2 protein-coding genes are annotated in these 3,984 nt (G+C 41.7%); one reads left to right on the plus strand and one right to left on the minus strand.

Annotated features, from left to right (window positions below; all coding sequences use genetic code 11):
- Positions 1-661: 661 nt before the first annotated feature.
- Positions 662-1,585, minus strand: a complete 924-nt coding sequence (locus L1286_RS23805) for a DMT family transporter (RefSeq protein WP_235409512.1) — start codon at positions 1,583-1,585, stop codon at positions 662-664.
- Between the two features lie 193 nt (positions 1,586-1,778).
- Between L1286_RS23805 and L1286_RS23810 the strand changes: the two genes are divergently transcribed.
- On the plus strand, positions 1,779-2,642 hold the full coding sequence (locus L1286_RS23810; protein ID WP_235409513.1) for a bifunctional transcriptional activator/DNA repair enzyme AdaA: 864 nt from the start codon (positions 1,779-1,781) through the stop codon (positions 2,640-2,642).
- Positions 2,643-3,984: the final 1,342 nt, after the last annotated feature.

The raw sequence follows: 3,984 nt of genomic DNA on the forward strand, positions 1-3,984 counted from the left end.
AAATCAACCTTTCAATTTAACTTTGCCCTTCACTTTGGTTTGCGTTTTTCGCTGCATCCCGCCGTGTCAGTGGGTGCGCATTATAGGGAGATTTAAGAAAGGCGCAAGCGTTTTTTCCGCTTTTTTCTCAATAAATTAATTTAATGAGTTAACCTCAAAATACACATATCAAAACCACAACTTATACACATAAATCTGTGGATAACATGAACTCCTTCAATATGTAGAACAGCATATAGAAAATAAAAGGTTGAAACGCACGCTAATGGGGCCCTAATAAACAAAGCTCTTTCCACCTCGCTGCTTTGAAATGTGAACATTCCCTCCTTCTCTTAGTCTGACAAAAGCACACGATAACGACGATGCTTAACTCACTTTCACTCATAGTCACGTCAATAAAGCGCAGAGTGCCCATAACGACGCTTTAAAGTAGTACAACAATTTATGCCCGCAAATTGCGTTAGAGTCGAATTCAGACCTCTAACGTGGAAAGAAAGTATTTGTTAAATACACCTCAATTTGGTGGACTCAGTAAACTAAGCACCCACCTGCCCTAAAAGAAGTCATTCATCATTAGAACGAGTAGAGCACAATCGTTGTGGCTTTACACTATGAAAAATTATGCAAAGATTGATGTCGTCACTAAGCATTGAAGGTTACGTTAGACTGATCCTTTTTTAAATTGCTGCCATAAACGCCCATCAATTGCCAGCAGGCCTATTGCTATCAGTCCCATTCCAACAAGATGAATAACGTCTAAAGACTCATTTAAAAATAGAGCGCTAAGTAAAGAGGCAGAAACAGGCACGAGCAAAGTGACGAGTAATACATTAGTCGCACCCGCCAATGCCAATATTTTAAAATACAGTATATACGCCAACGCTGTTGACATAACTGCCAACCCAATAATTGCACTCCAAGTGGACATATTCATTAAGCTTACATTGACAGTGCCGTCTACAAAAATGGTTAACGGAAGTAAAACTATTGTTGAAGTAGTTACCTGCCCTGCGGCAGTAATTACAGGGCTGATACCAAGAGTATTAAACCTTCTCCCATATACACCAGCAAAGGCGTAAGAAAGCGCCCCGCCGATAATCGCCAACTGCGCTAATAAGTAGCCTCCCCCAATCATTACTGGCATACCTATTAAGACGGCTACTCCAAAAAAGCCAATCATGACGCCAAACAACTTTGAGCGTGTTGGCTTTTCGTCCGGCAGTAAAACGCCCGCTACCACAACAGTAAAAATTGGGGTTGCGGCATTTAAAATAGACGCTGCCCCTGCAGCGATGTGCGTTTGCCCCCAAGCAATCATCACAAACGGAATAACATTATTAAGCAAGCCCATTTTTAAAAATGTGCTCCAAACTTTGAAGTCCTTTGGGGGGCCTAGGCCAAATACCGCAACAACTGCCCATACTACGATCGCAGCTATGCCAACTCGTAATGTCACTATGGTGAGTGGAGGGAGAGAGTCAATAACAACCCCAACAAAAAAGAAGGATCCCCCCCATAATATTGAGAGCAGAATTAGCATTGTCCAAAGCTTTGCGGTCATCGTATGATTGATAGCGGTTTTCATGATTGCTATTCCATCAATGAGTTAGATACAGCAATGCTATCTAAGGTAGATTTTAAATAACATCCGATTCTTGTCTTTATTTACATAATCTGGAATATTGGTTTGTTCTCGATTATTAGGCAAGAATCGGATGTTATTAAGAACACTATTGTGATCAAGTTACAGTGATATCGACCAATTCTAGAGTCTCACTATGCCCAGACAATTTAAATCTACAAAAAGCGATAAATCGGACAAATTGATTGAGGTCGCTCGCTATATTGAAGCGCATGCTGATGAAAAACTGACGCTAGCCCAACTGAGTGTTATTGCTGGTTATTCACCTTCCCGATTACAGCGCTCATTTAAAGCACTATTTGGCATATCACCAAAACATTTTCAAGATGAAGTGCGGATGCGAAAGTTCAAACGGAGCTTAAAAAATGGTGAAAGTGTAACGGACGCCATCTTCTCATCCGGTTTTGGCTCGATAAGCAGAGTGTATGGTGAAGCAACACGTAACATTGGAATGTCCCCAAAAACTTACCGTGCTGGTGCTCAAGGTGAAATCATTCATTATGCGTGCAGAGAAACGAAACTTGGCCAGATGATCATGGCAGCAACTGAGAAAGGTGTTTGCTCAGTGCAGTTTGGAGACAATCAAGCAACCTTAGTTTCCTTACTAACAGCAGAATTTCCAAAAGCGACACTGGTGCATTCCAAAGCTCAAGATGCACCTGAACTCGATGTCTGGATAGCCGCACTCGATAACCATTTATCCCATGGCGCGCCTAAGCCTGAGCTTCCATTAGACTTAAAGGGTACAGCGTTTCAAATTAAAGTATGGAGATTTTTGCTTAACATAAAAGAGGGCGAGGTAATCAGCTATGGTGAAGTCGCACAGCATATTGGAAACGAAAATGCAGTGCGAGCAGTTGGAACTGCTTGCGGCAAAAACCGTATAGGGGTGCTTATTCCATGCCATCGAGTATTGCGCAGTGATGGTACATTAGGCGGTTATCGATGGGGGCTGGCACGAAAGAAGATGCTATTAGCGATGGAAAAGCAGACACGTTGAGCGTTGCTTTCGATGAGTAAGAAGCTGCAATTTGACAGTGGTTCCCGCCGGCTTACAGGTCTGAATTAAGGTCCATTTTCGTATTGTACTTTTCTTTTAAGCCATATTGAGGTGGTTATATTGCGCTTTACACTCGGGAAACTTGGTTTCTATATAGCTACCTCTCTTGTAGTTTAAAAACAGATAGGATTCACCTTTAATCAGTCAGGTAAGAATGTGCCGCCTTATCATTTAGAGTTGGACTCCCAATCTGATATAAACGTGCCGCAAACAAAGGCCTTCACAGTATCTGTAAAATTCGACTGGCACTTGTGAGAGTTTCAAAATGTAGGCTTTCTAACAATAAAACCGATGAAGTCGATGGCACAAACTTGATTGTATTTTTCATAGACTTTTATTGTTTAGAAAAATCCAGCATCATCGATAACTGATTGTTGGAGTCTGCAAAACTGAATGCTCGGGTTATAATTTAAAGGAAAAAGTTTAACATCAGCTTGGATATGATGCCCCCAGATACTGATTTTTGCATCGCTTTACAGATCTAACTTGCCGAGTTCATAAATTCTGAGGCAAACGTTCAGAGCATATTTACAAAACAGACTATGCGGATATGGGGCAGAGACGATAAAACTATTATAACGCGCTAAATGGCACTAATTTTAGCTTGTCAAAAGTAATCGTTCTGACCCAAATATAAATGTTCTTTCGAAGAGCAATGTAACACGAGCCACTTGATTTCAAGGCTAGACAGGGGGAGTGATTAACCGAGCAATTCCTTAAACTGTATTACCTTTTACCAACAAAAAGGGGGATTTCTAAGCGTCCTCAACAGCGCCCTGTTTTACTCGCGTTTCTGTTTTTTGAATGGTTTAATATATAGAGCTTATGCCTCTCTTTTTATAGTTCTTTTTTATTCACCCCAACACTCAACGAACACATTGCGAATATCAAACAATGTGTCAGCCGAAATCTAAAGATTCACCTTCGAACCGATAAAATCCCATTTTAACCGCATTACCTCACCTGAACGAACCTATCTCGTCAGCGGCGAAATTTGTCTTCTTCAACCATCTTAAAGGTTAGCGACAGCGAACACGCTCTTTTCGCGCAAGGTGAAATGCGCTGGTTTAACCGCAGCTAAGAGAGTGTATTTAAAAGGCATAAAGAATCACAACCGTGAATGCGATCCACTGCCCTCCCCCTAAATCTCGTGTTAGCATCTTAAACGCAAAAAACCCGTCGTATTGCTGCAACGGGTTTCTTTTATTGGGCCCTGGCGATGGTCCGGCCGACGGCCAGAGGCCTCGCGTTCAGTCGGTAGAAAGTGAAACTATTCACTTTC

Source organism: Pseudoalteromonas sp. SMS1 (assembly GCF_021530565.1).
Taxonomy (GTDB): domain Bacteria; phylum Pseudomonadota; class Gammaproteobacteria; order Enterobacterales; family Alteromonadaceae; genus Pseudoalteromonas.

Excerpts from the sequence above, each read along its gene's own strand:
- L1286_RS23805 (WP_235409512.1), bottom strand. The coding sequence starts at position 1,585 with ATGAAAACCGCTATCAATCATACGATGACCGCAAAGCTTTGGACAATG.
- L1286_RS23810 (WP_235409513.1), top strand. The coding sequence starts at position 1,779 with ATGCCCAGACAATTTAAATCTACAAAAAGCGATAAATCGGACAAATTG.